Raw genomic sequence first — 16803 nt, forward strand, 5'->3', positions numbered from 1 at the left:
ACATCACAAGATTAACCGGAGAGACTCTAGAAGTTTCCCAGATATCGCGGTTTGGCAAACACAAACTGGGCAGTACCAATCACTCGCTGCAGAAATCCTCCTTCGCAGTAGCATAAGTAGAATTCCCACATACGGATAAAGCGCTCATCAAAACCCAACTCACGAACTTTGGATATTCGTTCAAAAAATGCTTTGCGCCAGTCATTTAAAGTGCGGGCGTAATGGGCCGTGATATCTTCTAGTCCCACAATCTGCATATCTGTTGAGTTGCTAATATGGTTCGCAATAACCTGATTAGACGGCAGGCAGCCACCAGGGAAGATATATCGCTGGATAAAGTCGACCTCTCTACGATACTCGTGGTAGCGCTGGTCGCGAATGGTGATTGCCTGCATCACCATCAAGCCATCTTCTTTGAGTAATTCGCTACAACCAGCGAAGAAGGTCTTGTGAAATTCGTGCCCTACTGCCTCCACCATTTCAATCGATACAATTTTATCGTACTTACCTCGCAGGTCCCGATAGTCTTGTAATAAAAGAGTTATCTGATCCTCTAACCCCTCATGCTTCACCCATTGACGGGCATAGTCATATTGCTCTTGGGAAATTGTAGTAGTTGTTACTTTACAGCCATAGTACTTGGCAGCATGAATGGCCATCCCCCCCCACCCAGTACCAATCTCAAGGAGGTGATCGGAGGGTTTTAACTTTAGCTTTCGGCAGATCAGTTCCAGTTTGTGATTAGAGGCTTCAAACAGGGTTGCATTTTCAGACGGGTAGACCGCAGATGAATACAGCATGGTCCTGTCCAAAAACAACCGAAAAAATTCATTGCCCAGGTCATAGTGTGCAGAAATATTCTTGCGTGAGCCATTGCGGTTATTCGCATTCAACTGATGTAACCAGCGCAGGCCTAATCGGGGTAAATAGCTCCAACGACTATCGATACCTTCCACCAGTTCCATGTTGTCCACCATCAGGCGAATCAGGTCCACGGTATTGGTTGAGGTCCAGGCGCCCTGCATAAAGGCTTCTCCAGAACCAATGGTTCCGTTTAATAGCACCTGTATATAGCTGGATGGATCATGTACGCAAATATGTGCCGAGATCTCTGCCTCTTCTGGTCTCTGGCCAAAGTGGTAACATTGCTCCCCCTCTTCGATTAGCAAGTGGCCACGATCAATACCCTTGAGTTTTTCCAACACCAGCTTGCGCGCCAGGCGAACGAGCCAGGACTGTGCCGATACTTCTGATTTTGACGACGAAGCCTGATCAACTTCCTGAACTGCTCTCATAGTTATTTATCTCCTGCCTGAACCTCGGCGTCGTCGCGAGGGTGCGAAAATACCGGGATACGCTTGACCCATAATTTCAGTGCCTGCCAATAAATGGCGGCTATAACTTTTACGGTCATCAAGGGGTACTGGATCAATATTGAATTAAGCGATCGGCCGCTAATTTCGCAGCGCTGTAAACTCAGGGTTGCATCAAACATTGGGCGAGTGCCATCTTCTGTATCATCGGCACTCGCATCAAAATTTTGCAGGTAAGCTGTCAGCTTTTCCCCAGGTTTTGTCCCCCTCCATCGATACCCTTGGGCCATGGGCATAAAAGGCGAGACATGAAATGTTTTTGCGAAGGTCGCTTTTTGCAACTTGGTATTATTACGGCAATCCAAAACATAGCTGTGACACTCTTTCCAGGGAGTGTTGTGCACATCCAGGAGCAGCCAATCCACATTCTGTCCCTCAGCATCGAAACAATAGTAAACACTGAGTGGATTCATGTTGTAGCCAAAGTAGCGCCAATTGGCCAGCAAGCGAATAGGTCCGGAAGGCTGCTCTCCCACTTCCTCCTCCACCCGCTGTCGAACCGCCTTATCAAGGCTGAGGGATTCATCGCCAAAAAAATCACTGCGACAAAATCTCGCAGGTGCGCGCCGCTGGGAGGACCAAAGAGGTGAGAGCTGACAAATGGCTTCCACCTCTGCCAGATCGACGTACATCATAAAAACCTGGTAGCGAAACTGATGAGCTCTGGGCGCAAAGCGCCGGTGCTCCAACCACCCGGTATAAATCGCACTTTCCATGATACCGGCCTCCTTACCAGTCAACACCCAACCCCCGAGCCACTCGCAACGCACTCGTTACACCGTCTTCATGAAATCCATTTGCCCAATAAGCACCGCAGAACCAGGTGCGGTTAACACCATTAATACTATCCCACTGCTGTTGCGCTCGTGTTCCGGCCACAGAGAACTGGGGATGGGAGTATTCAAAACGACCGAGCACAGACTTGGGATCGATAAGCTCTTCGGCATTCAGGGTGACACAATAGGTTTTCTCGGTATTCAAGCCCTGAAGTATATTCATGTTGTATGTCAAAACAGGCAGTGCATCCTGTTCACTGCGCAATTGGTAATTCCAACTCGACCAACTGCGACGGTGACGGGGTAGCAAGGTGCTGTCTGTATGCAGGACCACGGCATTTTTTGCATAGGGTATAGCCCCCAGGATTTTTTGCTCACTGCCGCTGGGGTCGGTCAAACATTGAAGGGCCTGATCGGAGTGGCAAGCGAAAACAACGGCATCAAACTCCAAATTTTCCCCTGCTGCGGTGCGAACATTCACACCTTCCCTGCAACGCTGCACCGCCTCAATGGGCGTAGATAAGCGAATTTTATCTGCGAAAGATTGTATTAACGGATCAATATATTCACGCGACCCGCCCTTGATCACTCGCCACTGCGGGCGGCGCACCAGGTTGAGCAGGCCGTGATTGACAAAGAAGCGGACAAAGAAACTGACAGAAAACTCCAGCATTTGCGCCACACTGGCAGACCAGATAGCAGAGCCCATAGGTACCAAATAACGATTGGCGAATTCCGCGGAGTAACCGTTCGCAGGTAGATACTCACCCAGGGTCAATGTCTCGCTCAGCCTCCCCTCCTGCCAGTCGCGGAGGGCATTGCGGTTAAAGCGCACTATGTCCCAGAGCATACGCCAGTGCCCAGCGCTGACGATGTTCGAGCGCTGGGCAAACAGGCTGTTGAGATTGTTACCCGCATATTCAAACCCCTCCTGATCGCAGCGCACACTAAAGCCCATGGAGGTGGGTTGGGATTGAACTCCCAGCTCTTTAAGCAAGCGAATAAAATTCGGATAGGTCCAGTCGTTGTATACAATAAAGCCGGTATCCACTGCTAACCGGCGTCCCCCCTCGTCAATATCAACCGTAGCGGTATGCCCTCCCAGGCGCGCCTGTGCTTCAAACAGGGTGACATCGTACTTTCGATTCAATAGATAAGCGGCAGTAAGACCGGCAATGCCGCTGCCAACAATAGCGATTCGCATCAATTCTTCCTTAGTGTGCGGATTCTTGTCATTTTGGGTACGCAAAAACGGAACCAGATTGAGCTGAAAAAACCCAGAAACCGCAGAGACCAACTGAGCCGTTTGGGAAAATCGACTGTGTGCCCAACGCCACAGAGCCCCTGTTCAATACGCTCGGCAGCCTGCTCTGGAGTCATTAAAAAAGGCATGTCAAAGTCATTGCGCTGGGTAAGGCGGGTGTCGACAAACCCCGGGCGAATGTGGACCACTCGAAGTGGAGTAAGGCTGGTATCGGCGCGCACCGACTCCAGAAAATAAGCCACCGCCGCTTTGGAACTGCCATACGCTTCGGCGCGGGGAAAAGGTACCACTGACGAGAGACTGCCGAGCGCGGCAAATACCGGAGACCGGCTTGCGGCTAACAGTGGCTGCGCGCACTTTAAGGTATTCACCAAGGCAAAGAAATTGCCATCAAATACCCGTCGGTACATGGTGACATCCAATTGAAGGTCGTCGTCATATTCACAGGTACCAGCGCAAGCAATCACCATATCCAGATGATCTGTGAAGTCCGCTAATCGCCGAGCAACACCCGGCATCACCGCATCATCACTGAGGTCACAGTCCAGAACCCTGAGGCGACTGGGGGCTATGTTCTGTAACTCCGTCAGCGCATCCAGCCTGCGACTGCTGGCAATCACAAAATTATTCTGTTCCACCAGGCGCAATGTAAGCGCGCGTCCTATACCCGAGCTAGCACCTGTGACCCAGATGGTTTTATCGCGAATCCCCTGGGACACTTAGTTGCGCTCCATTCGCGACTTGATAAAACCAATGCAGGAGCCCAATACCGGCACCTGCTCGTAGACCATGGCACCCATATCGTAAAAGTCCTCGTGGTAGTGAATCTTATCGGTGTAACGCAACAGGCTACAGCCACGAAGTTGTAATGGGCGTCCACCTTTGAGTGATTGGTGTCGGTAGTGCATGATCCACGAAAGGCAGGCGCTGCCCTCGCCCACCACCGGCAGATCATCAAATTGGAAGCGGCACTGGGTAAGCCCCCTGCTCATTCCCGCAAAGTAACTCTTTAAAGCAGGCAACCCCTCTATCCGATGCAATGGGTCACAGAAGATGACATCGTCGCTATAAAGTGATCCAAGGCTACCAGTTTCCTGCATCAGGAAATCTTTGTAGTACTCCTCTAGCTCCTCAATCAACACGCTCATCATCGGATTCCTTACTGTTCTATCTGCGGATAAATACGCCACTACCCTTCGGGTGGATCACCTCTTAATAAAAGGTAGGACAGAGAGATCCAGTTATGCTCGGCTTGCGTAAGTAGTTAGCGGACAACTTGGAAGTCTCCCCCTGAGAGCCTGCTGCAGAATGTGGTACACGGATGTACCACAACAGGTCTCAACACTAATTTCCAGACATGCTTGATTGCGTGAGTATCGACAACGACAGAAAGACCGTTAACATGACGCATAGCCCCCAAGCAAAAAGTGAAATACGCCCGGTGAAACTGCCACAAAGAGAGGACCAGGACTGGAGTGCCCTGCTGACGCGAGTCGGTGCGGAGCGTGATCGCCAGTCCTTTGAGCAGCTTTTTCACCACTTTGCCCCACTAATTAAGGGTTTCCATCACAGCCGCACCACCCAGGCAATTAGCGCTGAAGCCGCCGATGAGCTAGTTCAGGAAACCCTGTTTAAAGTCTGGCGCAAGGCCCCCAGCTTCGATGCCAGTAAGGCTTCTGCCAGCACCTGGATATTCACCATTATGCGCAACACTCGTATCGACATGTTGCGCCGCAACGGGCGTCATCAAAACGCCGAGATTATTGAAGCCATGGATGTTTGGGATGAAACCCCCGAACACCAACCGTTGATATTTCTACAGAGAAGACGCAACGAAAAGGAAGTTGCGGAAGGCCTGCACAGCCTGCCAGCAGAACAGAGCCACGTCTTGGAAAAGGCTTATATGGAGGGAAAATCCCACAGTGAGATATCCAAGGAGCTGGAATTACCATTGGGCACGGTAAAGTCCCGCGTGCGACTGGCCCTAAAGAAGTTACAAGCGAGGTTGGCCAAGTAGGTTTAGTATGATTCGCCACCACCCCGATAAAAATTTACTCCTTGAATACGCTTCCGGCAGCCTGCCCAAAGGCGCCAGCCTGGTCGTTTCCGCCCATATACAAATGTGTGCCGAGTGTCGCGCTCAATATCGAACCATGAACACCCTGGGTGGCTCCATTCTGGAGTCCTGTGCACCACAGGCCGTAAACGATGAGGCTTTCCAACGCCTGATGGGACGTATTGATCAGGCAGCTAAACCGGCGCAACAAGTGGCTCCCGAGAGATCCAAATCCACAGAGCCCATGCTGGCGGATGCGCCGCCAGTCGTGCACAAGCTGCTGGAAAAAAATCCCCCGATCAAATGGAAAACTATCGCGCCCGCCTTAAAAATGTGTCGACTAAAAACCGGGCAGGATCAATATGAAGTGAGCTTTCATCGCCTGAGTTGTGGCGGCAAAGTTGCAGAGCACGATCACCGGGGCTACGAACTCACCCTGGTTCTGTACGGCAGCTTCTCTGATAGCGATGGTGTTTATAGTCCAGGGGACTTTCTGTTGCGGGAACCCGGCGACGTGCACCGCCCGACGGTCACAGAAGATCAAGAGTGCCTGTGCTTCTCTGCAGTACAGGCACCGGTGGCGATTACCGGTGTCAGCGGCTGGTTGCTAAACCGCCTTATCCCGTTTCGTCCGGGCTGACACCGATTAAAAGAGCTGCGGCGTCTAGGACGCCGCCAGAGAAGTCGGCTCTTGCTCCCCGTCCACAAATACTGCAGAAAGCTCATCCCAACGATCGCTGACCGCCGCGAATTTTTCCTCGCGCACATGGCCATAGCCACGCACTTGAAGGGGGATTTCGAGCAGCTCTTGTGCCTCTGACAGGTTTTCGCCGGACAGATGCGCGGCTACGCTATCAACTGCTTTGGCCACCTGTTGGGCCCAGCGCCGTTCAGCACGGCGCTCCTGGGTGTAACCGAAGACATCCAGTGCAGTACCGCGAAGAACTTTGCCCTTAGCCAACAGCGGCATCAGCTTGCCCATCCAGGGGCCAAACTGCATTTTGCGCACGCGACCACTGCTATCGGGGCGAGCAAGAAGCGGCGGCGCCATATGGAATTTCAGGGTGTAGTCGCCGCTGAATGTCTCACGTAGCTGTCGCTTGAAATCTTCACCGGTGTAGAGGCGCGCCACTTCGTACTCATCTTTATAAGCCATCGCTTTATAAAGGCTGCGCGCACCCATACGGGTAAGATCGCCCCGAGCAGCTGGCAGTGAGGATTCTGCTTTGCGCAGCGCCTCTATATGGCGAAGGAATTCTGCCGCATAGGCCGGGCTTTGATAGTCGCGAAGCTCTGCCGCCAGTCGCTCCAGCAACTGCTCTACTGACTCCTCGGGCTCCACCAATTTCACCGGCTTGGCCGGCACTGCCAATTGCTCGATCGCTTTAGGGTTTTCCGCCAGCAAACGGCCCGCGCGGAAAGCGCGCAGATTGTTCTCTACCGCCACACCATTGAGCTCAATGGCCCGTTCCAGGGCCGCTTCACCGATTGGCAACAGTCCTTTCTGACAGGCAAAACCCATAATCATCAAGTTACTGGCTACGGTATCGCCAAACAGTGCCTGAGCATATTTATTCGCATCAAAGGCAAAATATTCCGCACACAGAGACTCAATACTCTGTTGGGTCGCATCGGCAGGGAATGCCAGCTCGTTGTCGCGAACAAAGGCCGCTACCGGTACTTCAGCAGTATTTACCAGGGCACGCATTTCGCCGGTGGCAAATTTGGTTCGCTGGCCAGCGGCGGTGACCATATCGCAGCCCAGTAACAACTGCGCCGCGCCATCGCGAATACGAGCGGTGGTAATCGCCTCGGGGTTTTCTCCCACTTTCACATGAGCCACTACGGCGCCATTTTTTTGTGAGAGTCCGGTAAAGTACAAAGTTGTACTGCCCTTCTCTTCCAGGTGCGCCGCCATACCCAGCAGTGCCGCCACGGTAAGTACACCACTGCCACCAATGCCGGCCACCAAAATACTGAGTGGCTGGGCCAGAGTCGCGACCGGCGCAGAAGGTAATCCGGCAATAGCCACGTCCAAGGCATCCGCCAGGGACTGCACCGGGGGCTTTTTCAGTTCTCCCCCTTCCACAGTGACAAAGCTCGGGCAGAAACCATCGGCACAGCGCATATCCTTGTTGCAGCTGGACTGATTGATCTGACGCTTGCGCCCCAACGGGGTTTCCAGCGGCTCCACCGCAATACAGCTGGACTGCACACTGCAATCGCCACAGCCTTCGCAGACCCGGTGGTTAATCAGCAATCGCTGGGATGGATCGACCATCTGTTTTTTCTTGCGGCGGCGGCGTTTCTCGGCCGCACAGACCTGCTCATAAATAATCGCCGTCACACCGGCAGTTTCCCGCAGGCGACGCTGCACGGCGTCCAGCTCAGAGCGGGGAAGAACTTCTACGGCAGTGGGCAGTTGGCTGCGGTGTTCACGCCAGTGGTCGGGGTTCTCGGTCAAAAGAATAACCGTACCAACCCCTTCGGCCAGCAACTGTGCAGCCAGGGAGGGAGCATTAACTTCGCCATCAGCGGGTTGGCCACCGGTCATGGCCACCGCATCGTTCAGAAGAATTTTGTAGGTGATATTCACCTGGCTCGCCACGGCCTGGCGAATAGCCAATAGCCCGGAGTGGTTGTAGGTTCCATCGCCCATATTCTGGAAAATATGCTCGGCGCTGGAGAAACGGTGCAGTCCTACCCATTGGGCGCCCTCGCCTCCCATATGGGAATAGGTATCAGTGCGCAGGCCTTTGCCCAAAGCCATAATATGACAGCCAATACCGGCACTCCCCAAACTGCCTTCTGGCAATTTGGTGGAAGTGTTATGAGGACACCCTGCACAGAAAATGGGTTCACGAGCCAACAAGCCCTGAGCCTTTGCAGCGACATTGCCCCCCAGTTTTTCTGCCAGGGGAATCAGCTGTGTCGCCAGTTCAGTATCCACCAGCCAGCGGGCAATGGCCTTGGCCACCTGATCCGGGCCAAAGCCCCACACTGCCGGCAACAGATCCTTGCCATCCAGGTCTTTCTTGCCGACTACCTTCGGACGATAACTATCTTCCCAACCGTAGAGCAGGTTTTTCAGCTGATCCTCCACCAGGGGACGCTTCTCCTCGACTACCAGCAAGCGCTCCATGCCCTTGGCGAACTCACTGATGCCCCTAGGCTCCAGCGGCCAGGACATCGCCACTTTATAGATGGAGATGCCTGCTGAGTTCAGATCTGCCTCTGATAAGTTGAGCAGTTTCAAAGCCTCAAGCAAATCACCGTGGGCCTTACCCACCGTTACAATGCCGAAGCGTTTTCGCTCCGCACTGTGGGTGGTTTTATCCAGGCGGTTGGCATAGGCGAATGCCTTGGCTGCGGGCAAACGCTCCTCCAGCATACGGCGCTCGTACTCGAGGCGCTCGGCAGGCCAATTCAGGTGGGGATCGTAGTTCAGGCCGTGTGGCGGGATTGGGAAGTCAGCTGGAATTGTAAACTGGGGCAACTCCGGCACAATCAAGGAAGCACCGGCCTCTACAGTTTCAGTAATTGCCTTAAAGCCCACCCACAAGCCCGAAAAACGGGATAAGGCAATACCCGCGAGGCCCAGGGTCAGGTACTCATCTATGGAGGACGGAAATATCAGCGGCATCATTACCGACTCAAAAATCTGGTCGGTATTGTGGGAAAACATGGAGGATTCTGCAGTGTGGTCATCCCCACACAGCGCCAAAACACCACCCAATTTTGAGGTGCCCTGAATATTGGCTTGGCGGAAAACATCTGCGGTGCGATCCACACCGTGGCCCTTGCCATACCAAATAGAAAAGACGCCGTCTTTCGTTGCCTGCTGGCGATAGTGATCCAGCAACTGGGTACCCCAAATATTGGTCGCCCCCAGGTCTTCATTAATGCCCGGCTCAAAATGGATTTCCCGCTCGGCCAACAACTTCTTGTGCCGCCACAGGGCCTGGTCGTAACCGCCCAATGGGGAGCCGCGATAGCCGGAAACAAAGCCAGCTGTATTGAGGCCCGCCAGCTCATCCATGCGCTTTTGCATTAAGGGCAAACGAACCAGGGCGTCAATTCCGGTCAGGAATACACGGCCGGATTCACGGGTAAAAGCCGCTTTCAGCGAATACTCGCTATCAAAGCCCAATTCCTGATCGCCTTCGACCATTGCCATGGGTACCACCTATTTTATCTTTATTGCTTTCATCACTCCGGTTCTCGACGCCAGTAACATGTCGCGAAAATATTCGCGGCATCTCCCGAGTTACAGCAGAACAGACCAGAGCTGTTTAATAGCGCTAAAATTAACACTGCCCGGCAGAGCAGGTCATACCAAAATTGGCCCAACTCAGGCATAATGCCGCCATAACTCGCTAAAGATGACCAGCTACTGGCAACAAATCACTCAAAATGAAGTATTTTGGGGGATACAACGGAAAGGAGATGCCCTCTTATGGTGCTCGCCTCTGGCCTTCACACTCTGTATGACTAAATAAGCGCCAAAGGTTCAGCTTTTTGAGAGGCATAGCCTGGAACTGATCAGGGGATATCAGTTTCCGCCCGTTTACAGCTAACCAGTATCAACCGGTTGGGCAAAGTACCCATTAGCGGGAAATTAATAAAAAACGAGAAGGTCTCACAAAAGATGCGCAGTATAGGAAGCTACTGCCATAACAAACCAAAAAAAACCATGTACGCAATGCACACAATTTACCGGAGAACGCTGGGAAGCAAAGATTCACTGGCAGGTTGATGATTAGCAGCCGGCGGTACCGGCGTACGTTCAGAGAGATGAGATACGGAATATAACCATGGCCTATTTACTGGATGCCATCGACAAGAAAATTCTGGAAATCCTTCAACAGGATGCCACCATTCCAAATATTGAGCTTGCAGAAAAAGTCTGCCTCTCACCCTCCCCCTGTTCACGGCGGGTTAAAAATCTAAACGAGCAAGGATTTATAAAACGCGCAGTTACCCTGCTTGAACCGGAAAAGGTTGGGTTGCCGGTAAGTGTATTTATCCAGGTTACTCTTAACCACCAAGTGAAAAAAGAGTTGCAGGACTTCGAGTCGGTTATCGGCCAATGGCCGGAAGTGATGGAGTGCTACCTGATGACCGGTGATTTCGACTACCTGCTGCGCGTTGTTGTACCCAATTTGCAGGCTTACCAGGAATTCCTGGATAAAAAACTCACTGAGCTCCCTGGCATCGATCATATTAAAAGCAGTTTCTCTTTGAAGCAGGTGCGTTACCGCACTGAGTTGCCGCTGGATCAGTTGCTGGAAAACCAAAGCTGAGCCTCTTTTGACGCCTGCATTCTTGCGGGCGTCTATTCAGCTTTGAGTTTATTCACTGGGCAGTATTACAAGTTACTCAGTACTTTTGGGGTTGTATACTCGCGTGTTAAGTGACGCCCTATCCGCCTGATTTAAAAGACTATACACCAACCACTTTACGAAAAAGCCTGTCAAATTCTGTAAGATCCAACTTTGGCCTTTCCTCTATAGAATTGGCACCAGATCTATCCAAATTTTCTTGTATCCAGCTATCCAGTTTGCCATCAACGGCTATCAAATCACCCTCTTCAAGCTCCTTCTTTTTCACAATCAAACTGGAAAGAATATCCAGAAGCCACTCACTTCCTGAGGAAGGCAACAATTCGTTGTACATATGACTAAAGTCCACAGGAGGAATTTTTGTAAACTCTTTTATATACAGGGCATTAAGCAGTGAACGCAGCACATAAAGTAACTTCTTGACCTTAATCTCTTTAAAGCCTTTATCACCCTCCTGAATAAATCTGGAATAAGTATTAAATCCCATACTGACATAGTGATGAGCTAATGCTCGCGGCTGCCAACATTTTAGAGCCAAATCCTGCAATGATTCCAAAATATCTTCATTTCTAAAATAGACCTTTGGCGAAAATAGCCACTCGATTAAAGTGGGGTTACTTGACCTCATTAAAGTTAAAGTCTTCTTGATATCCCAGCCGACCAAGTCCAGTTCATCGCCAAGTTTCTTATCAAATGGAACCTCAACGACATCTCTGGGAGTACCTATAGTGAGATATTGCTGAATATTACGCTTATAGATAAACCTTACATCCCAGTCACTATCAGGGGATTCAAATCCCCATGCGCGACTTCCTGATTCACAGGCATAGATAATTTCAATATCTCGCTCTACTTCCAGTGATTTCAAGCGGTCCTTTATCAGCGATTCCATTTACATCTACCTACTACGTCAAAACAAATCAACTATACCCGAAAAACTCGTTGATTACCCATAGGAGACCTATCGGTTACTCTCATAAGAGAGCCATTAGGGCAGCTGTCTCTCTCTCCTAACAACTGGACTAGAAAATGTTAAGCATAAAGCTCCTATAGACTATGATAAGCGCTAAAAAGTGGCTCCCAGGAAGCTAGCCCCATGGACAGAAATCCAAAAGACTCTATCACTGTAAACAACCACTCTATCTCTTATTTCCAGGAGGGACAGGGAGAACCCATTGTTTTTGTACATGGTGCTCTGGCCGATGCTCGTATGTGGCAAGAACACTGCAAAATTCTATCAAGTGAATTTAGAGCGATTTCATTCACCCAAAGGCATTTCGGTAACCCGGGTAACCCTTCAGAAGGCCCCTTTGGAATTGATACCCATGCAGCAGACCTGGTAGGGCTGATTGAGGCACTAGATATAGGTCCTGTCCACCTAATAGGATGGTCCTATGGTGCCGATGTGAGCTTAAATGCTGCTATAAAGGCACCTAAATTAATCAAAAGTCTGTACCTTTATGAGCCTGGATATCCGGGATACATTGAAAACAATGACATGGAAGAGTATCGCCGAGATGCTGAATCTATGTTTGCAGAAATTTTTAAAACAACAGCTGAGGGTGAACTGGATACTGCCGTTAAACTACTAATCGACGGCTCTGGGAATCAAGCAGGCTACTTCTCTCAGCAGCCCCTTAAATATCGTGTACAGCAGCTGGATAATGCCTACACCCTACCTCTGCAGCTTAATCAAACTGAACAACCCGCACTGAACCCAACTAGCCTTTCAGGCATATCTATTCCAGTTTCCGTGGCCTACGGCAGCAATACTCGCCAGCTATTTAGAACTGTATCGCTTGCGGCAGGTACATTGATTCCAGATACTCATCCACAAAAGGTAAGCTCAGCAAATCATATGCTGCCTCTGGAAGATCCTGCACACTTTTGCCAACTTGTGAGAGAAAGCATTGCTAATTGCTGTGACCAGCAACCTGTAACTTAATAATAAAGAGCAGGGAAAGAATACCTATAAGGCATGAAAACCGATTGTAGGCTTAGTCTTTCGAGTATTCTTTCCCGCTCAGCAGTTAAAAGCCTCTTATTGCTATTCACTACCAATTAAACGCAGGGGGTGGAAATATCCCCCCCCCAAAGTGCTCTAGTCAGCTTTACAAATCCTTGCGTCTGAATACCAAACTCCCGCTTGGCAGCTGGAACCCTCTTCACAGTGTTCATCTGTTTGACAATAGCACTGACCATCGGGATTGCAGCCAGGAGTTAAATAGTTTTCCAAAGGATCAGCTCCACTTACCCGATTCCAAAAGGGGTTGGAAAATATATTGTTTGGGTCCAACTCTTCTTTAACATCCATAAACTGGGACCATTTGGGGAATCGCTCAGCCATGTCCTCAAAAATAGCGACTGAATTCTTACCCCAGTGAGGCCTGGCTCCATACTTCCGGAGGGACATTTGCTCAATTTCCAAATTGACAAAGTAGTTCTTTGGCACAGCTTCACCTCGTTGACGAAGGGTATATTCAATCCCTACAAACGCTGTATCGCGGCCTGCTGTCATCCCTAAATAGCTGTCGGAAGACTTGCCAAAACGGAAATAAATACCATTCAGCGGAAAACAGGTTTTTTCACTATTTGCAATAATCTGGCGGACATCCGCAATCCAGTTGGGCAATTCTTCAAATGGAATCGCGACTTCCTGAAGTGCAATTGGAAGGTTGTCCCAGACACATTTATCTGGCTCTTTACATACGAAATGTTGCATCAGGTCCGCATGTCCAGTGGGCTTAATAAACTTTTTCAAGCCTGAGTCAACATCCCTGAAATAGGAACTGGAGCGAGCAGTATGGCGAAGAGAAGCTGCAAAACACTGCAATGCGGCACTATCGGCTTCATGAAGGCTATCAAATATCAGCCCAAATAAATATTCGGAGAAGTCTGATACATCTGCCTGGGCATTGTAGGCATTACCCTTAGTCGACAAAGGTACCTTGTTGTAAGTTGTTACGGTATAGCGCCCTAATCCCGGGAACCAGGCAACATTAGCTGAATGATTATCTCGAGCCAAATCAAGAACAACATCCTCCAGCTCATCATCGCTGTGATACCCCTTTACTTTTGCTTGTACTTTATAGCCAGGTTCAACCTCTATGGTCACTTCAACAACTACGCCTAAAACACCTAGGTTTACCCTGGCGGCATTGAGCATCTCACCACTGATTACTCGTAAGTCCCCATTGCCATCAACCAACTTCAATTCGGTGACATAATCAGAGATCATGCTGCTTTTTTGTGTAAAAGTTGAACCGTGAGTACCGCTTCCCAGCATACCGCCTATCGTGAATATGGCCAGCTCTGTCACCATCGGCACACTTAGTTCATGCTCTCGAAGATAGGCGGTCAAATCCCGGAATCTCATACCGGCCTGAACAGTAACCAACAGGTTATCTTTGTCCAGGCTAACGACCTGATCCATATTTTCCAGAGTGATTTGCACCTCTCCATTTCCTGCACAGGCCGCATCAATCTGACTATTGAATCGGCGACTCCCTGTCATCACTTTACGGCCTTGATCCGCTGCATCACGTACTATCTGCTGAACCTCATCAATACTGGTCGGATCATGGATAACACCAGGGAAACAATCCTGAGTATCCTGGTAGTTTTTTAATACCTCAGGCACTTCAATTGGCGGCGGTAGCTGTTCTGCAACACTTGTAGCAGCCATGAAAACGCCTGCTACACAAAGAGCTTTTTTACACCACCTCAATAAATGTTTGGATTTGGTTATTATTTCTGCACACATACCTAAATTCCCTTTATTGCATTAACTTAGACTGGATAAATCAACCAAAACGGGGAAGTAGCTCCCCATCGATGATGTCCCGAACATTACTGCTGTGATCAGGCGCCTTACTGCGAAGAAAATCAGCGTAATTTGACCGGTAGGCCGATAAAGGGCGACGACCAATGGATGGCACCCACAGTGCATGATTCGTGGTTGCAAATTCCAGTGATCGGTTAGCTAGGATACAAATTGGCCCACCGCTGAGACGTGCCGCATCAAAAATCCAAAACTCTTTACCATTGGAATCGGATGTCGTTGGATATTTGCGTACAACTGCCGCAATCACATAACCGTCGTTCTGGGCCGTGGAGCCCGGGCGGGCCATAAATTGCGGTGTACGCATTACGCAATCTTCTGGGAACTGAAAGGCATCCGCAATTTTCATATTGACGCAGTCCATATGAATCAAGGCAGAGGGACGACTTTCTTCAGGCATATTCCAATAGCCGTAGTGGCGCTCAGGATAATCGCGATATGCCCAGGAAACCCGCATAGATATATGGTCAGGCCTGTAACCCACAGCAGCCCAATAAAGGTGCTCAAAGGTTTCAGGGAACTGGAAGTGCCCACGGTAAGCCGGATCATTCATATCCCAGGAAAGCGCATCATCCCGAATAACGCGGTAATCTTCTTTTATCTCAATAGCTGAATTTGAGTTAACTCGAATCCGGGCACGCACCAAACCTCCAACATCCAGCGGCGCTGCAGGGTATCCGGACAACCACTTGGGTACCAAACCTCCCTTCTGCAGGATTTCAAAGCGGAATAACTGCTCAGATTTATCCATTGCCCCCATATATTGGCCATACAGGGTAATCTCACCCGCATTGTCATCGTAGTTGCAGACAATGTCCGAAGTATCAAAGCCGAGCTCCAGGTAATCTGCGATAATAGTATCAGCACCCGGCACCATGTCGGCCTTCCGAATAACCCAACACCGGGTCCGGTGTTCTTGAGGCAGAACTATTCTTGTTCCAATAATTCGGGTAGATTCAACTCTCGCTGCAGTTTCAAAGACAATGATATGATTTCGCGTTACGCCAAGAGAGTGTGAGCTTGCAGCAATATAGGCGTTGTTACCCTGACGATCCCGAATGTTCCAACTTTCAAATGCACCCTCTCGATCCCAGCGAATTAATCGAATAAATCCTGAGCTACCAGAATCACCAATATTTCCACCATAGTTGATGGTGATACAGTTACCTGTTTCCAGATCAAAGAAAGGGTGACCGGTAGTCCGAACCTGGGGAAATAGCCACTTTTCTGGGGTTAGATTTTCAAGCAGCGGGGGTAAGCTCGATTTCCATTCATCCACTTCTCCAATAGGGGTTACCATCTCTAGAGTTGTAGCATCAAACTCATAGGGCATACCCCCTTCATAACTCATTGCAAAACGGTTATCTCCCATATAGTTGGGGGCCGTATTACAGTAGTTCATAAATCCCAGATTCGGGCTTGAGTATATTGTCCCACCTAACAAATTGAATTTATCAAAACCTGTTAAATCCTGCTCCTGCATTATCGCAGACGCGGTACGTATCATTTTTCGGGTATAGGGAACTTCACTGTTATTGCTCCGCCCAGTAAAGTCGAGCCGGGTCAAAGCTCCCTTTCCATTAGGTGTAAGATGGTTGGACGCCAGTGGAATACCCTCAGCCATAAGAAGATGGCCAATAACATCATCGGGTAAGATTCCCTGTATTACACTGAGCACTCCGGAGGAATCTGATAGATCACCAACCATTATTGACTCTGGGAAACTAGAGCCATCCAAAGCATTACTTGTTCCAGCCTTAGCTGATGCCACTCCCATAAGCGGTGATGCAGACATTACACCTGCAGCCTTTAATAGATCTCGACGCTTCATTTTTTATCCCTAAAAAATACGGCCGACAGCTTAACCTGACCATAAAATTAAATTTTTTAATGAAATAATTGGCGCAATTTACACCCAAAGTAAACCTTTAAGCGAAAACCATTTATTATTTTTTATCAAATCAAACCTCCAGAATTTTAACCCCTTAAAATTCACACTATCAACCTATATACCACAATAAAAATAAACCAAACCAGAAAATACAATCTATCAAGCAGAACAAAAAACAAACACCAGTCAGTCAAGCAAAAAAATATCGATAAGAAATCCGATATCACCCGAATTAGCCACCACATTATTATCAACAACAG

13 protein-coding genes are annotated in these 16803 nt (G+C 49.6%); 4 read left to right on the top strand and 9 right to left on the bottom strand.

Translation table 11 applies throughout. The annotated features are described in order from the left end of the window. Positions 1-26: 26 nt before the first annotated feature. From ACJJIL_RS12795 to ACJJIL_RS12815, 5 genes are read right to left on the bottom strand one after another with little or no spacing between them, the layout of a single operon-like run. A complete protein-coding gene (locus ACJJIL_RS12795; protein ID WP_445359882.1) occupies positions 27-1295 on the bottom strand; it encodes a class I SAM-dependent methyltransferase in 1269 nt (422 codons plus the stop codon). 2 nt (positions 1296-1297) lie between these two features. Then, the gene (locus ACJJIL_RS12800; RefSeq protein ID WP_444913450.1) at positions 1298-2089 is read right to left on the bottom strand and encodes a DUF1365 domain-containing protein; all 792 of its coding nucleotides are present in this window, start codon (positions 2087-2089) and stop codon (positions 1298-1300) included. A 13-nt stretch (positions 2090-2102) separates the two neighbouring features. Continuing rightward, on the bottom strand, positions 2103-3353 hold the full coding sequence (locus ACJJIL_RS12805; RefSeq protein WP_444913449.1) for an NAD(P)/FAD-dependent oxidoreductase: 1251 nt from the start codon (positions 3351-3353) through the stop codon (positions 2103-2105). Further along, positions 3353-4132, bottom strand: coding sequence for an SDR family NAD(P)-dependent oxidoreductase (locus ACJJIL_RS12810; protein WP_444896828.1), 780 nt, complete (start codon positions 4130-4132; stop codon positions 3353-3355). Before ACJJIL_RS12810 ends, ACJJIL_RS12805 begins: the two co-directional genes overlap by 1 nt. Continuing rightward, positions 4133-4561 (bottom strand): nuclear transport factor 2 family protein, encoded by a 429-nt coding sequence (locus ACJJIL_RS12815; protein WP_444913448.1) that lies wholly within the window; start codon positions 4559-4561, stop codon positions 4133-4135. Positions 4562-4815: 254 nt separating this feature from the next. Here ACJJIL_RS12815 and ACJJIL_RS12820 point away from each other — a divergent pair, with 254 nt between their 5' ends. After that, the gene (locus tag ACJJIL_RS12820) at positions 4816-5430 is read left to right on the top strand and encodes a sigma-70 family RNA polymerase sigma factor (RefSeq protein WP_445359883.1); all 615 of its coding nucleotides are present in this window, start codon (positions 4816-4818) and stop codon (positions 5428-5430) included. Between the two features lie 7 nt (positions 5431-5437). Next, positions 5438-6109, top strand: coding sequence for a ChrR family anti-sigma-E factor (locus ACJJIL_RS12825; RefSeq protein WP_444896826.1), 672 nt, complete (start codon positions 5438-5440; stop codon positions 6107-6109). A 24-nt stretch (positions 6110-6133) separates the two neighbouring features. Here the strand turns inward: ACJJIL_RS12825 and ACJJIL_RS12830 are convergent, their stop codons facing one another. Next, on the bottom strand, positions 6134-9646 hold the full coding sequence (locus tag ACJJIL_RS12830; RefSeq protein ID WP_445359884.1) for an indolepyruvate ferredoxin oxidoreductase family protein: 3513 nt from the start codon (positions 9644-9646) through the stop codon (positions 6134-6136). A gap of 637 nt (positions 9647-10283) precedes the next feature. On the opposite strand from ACJJIL_RS12830, the gene ACJJIL_RS12835 reads away from it, so the two are divergent. Next, positions 10284-10772 carry an Lrp/AsnC family transcriptional regulator gene (locus ACJJIL_RS12835; protein WP_413665315.1) on the top strand — a complete coding sequence of 163 codons (489 nt, stop codon included), beginning with the start codon at positions 10284-10286 and terminating at the stop codon, positions 10770-10772. Between the two features lie 139 nt (positions 10773-10911). On the opposite strand, the gene ACJJIL_RS12840 is transcribed toward ACJJIL_RS12835, so the two are convergent. Then, entirely contained in the window at positions 10912-11703 is a 792-nt protein-coding gene (locus tag ACJJIL_RS12840) for a nucleotidyltransferase domain-containing protein (protein ID WP_444932839.1), read from the bottom strand. 204 nt (positions 11704-11907) lie between these two features. On the opposite strand from ACJJIL_RS12840, the gene ACJJIL_RS12845 reads away from it, so the two are divergent. After that, positions 11908-12756, top strand: a complete 849-nt coding sequence (locus tag ACJJIL_RS12845) for an alpha/beta fold hydrolase (protein ID WP_445359885.1) — start codon at positions 11908-11910, stop codon at positions 12754-12756. Positions 12757-12912: 156 nt separating this feature from the next. Here ACJJIL_RS12845 and ACJJIL_RS12850 read toward each other — a convergent pair whose 3' ends face one another. Further along, positions 12913-14496 carry a D-arabinono-1,4-lactone oxidase gene (locus ACJJIL_RS12850; protein ID WP_445359886.1) on the bottom strand — a complete coding sequence of 528 codons (1584 nt, stop codon included), beginning with the start codon at positions 14494-14496 and terminating at the stop codon, positions 12913-12915. A 118-nt stretch (positions 14497-14614) separates the two neighbouring features. Then, positions 14615-16483, bottom strand: coding sequence for a carotenoid oxygenase family protein (locus ACJJIL_RS12855; RefSeq protein ID WP_444912743.1), 1869 nt, complete (start codon positions 16481-16483; stop codon positions 14615-14617). Positions 16484-16803: the final 320 nt, after the last annotated feature.

Source organism: Microbulbifer maximicatervae (SeqCode), assembly GCF_052468095.1.